Origin of the sequence: Streptomyces sp. DH12, from assembly GCF_020873895.1 — a bacterium.
GTDB lineage: Bacteria > Actinomycetota > Actinomycetes > Streptomycetales > Streptomycetaceae > Streptomyces.
The window spans coordinates 1-700 of record NZ_JAHWGT010000296.1; the positions used below are offsets into that span (position 1 = coordinate 1).

At 75.6% G+C, this 700-nt stretch carries 2 protein-coding genes; both read right to left on the reverse strand.

The window, feature by feature from the left end; genetic code table 11:
- Positions 1-288 (reverse strand): hypothetical protein (locus tag LPA54_RS34135; protein WP_228984552.1); only part of this gene is annotated, 288 nt, incomplete at its 3' end.
- Positions 289-371: 83 nt separating this feature from the next.
- On the reverse strand, positions 372-700 hold a 329-nt coding region (locus tag LPA54_RS42560; protein ID WP_267487945.1), incomplete at its 5' end, for a phosphopantetheine-binding protein.

The window sequence follows — 700 nt, forward strand, 5'->3', positions numbered from 1 at the left end:
CCCCGACAGGCCCAGCCGGCCGTCCAGCCGGGTCACGGTGACGAACGCGGCGCGCCCCTCGCCCGCGGCCCGCTCCAGCAGCGGCTGTGTCCGGCCCGCCAGCAGCAGCGTCTCCCGCAGCGCGGCGAGCTGCGCCTCGTGCCCGCCGGCCTCGACGCAGTCGACGACCAGGTCCAGCCGCTCGGCGCCCTCGGGCGCCTCCCGGCCGGTGTGCACCGTCCAGCCCCGCGCCCGCAACGCCCCGGCCAGCGGTTCGAGCAGCTCACCCGAGCCCGCCAGCAGCGCCACCGGGTCCGCCCGGTAGGCGCCGGACAGCTCGTCCGGCTCCGGTACGGCGGTCAGCGCGGCGTGGAAGCGTCCGAGGCCGGGCGTCAGGCTTTTGGGGCGGCCACCACCTCCGGCTGCGCCGTGGCGCCGGTGGCGTCGGTGATGAAGGTGATGATGTCGTCGAGGGTGCGGAGTTCGGCGAGTTGTTCGGGGGCGGCGTCGGCGGATCCGGGGAAGCGGTCGCGGAGGGTGCCCATGATCTCGACGCGTTTGATGGAGTCGATGCCGAGGTCGGCTTCGATGTCCATGCCGGTTTCGAGCATGTCGGCGGGGTAGCCGGTCTTGGCGGCGACGCTCTCCAGGAGCACCATGCGCACCTCGTCGGCGGAGACGGCCGCGGGGGCGCCGGCGGCGTAGGAGCGGGCGAGCCGGG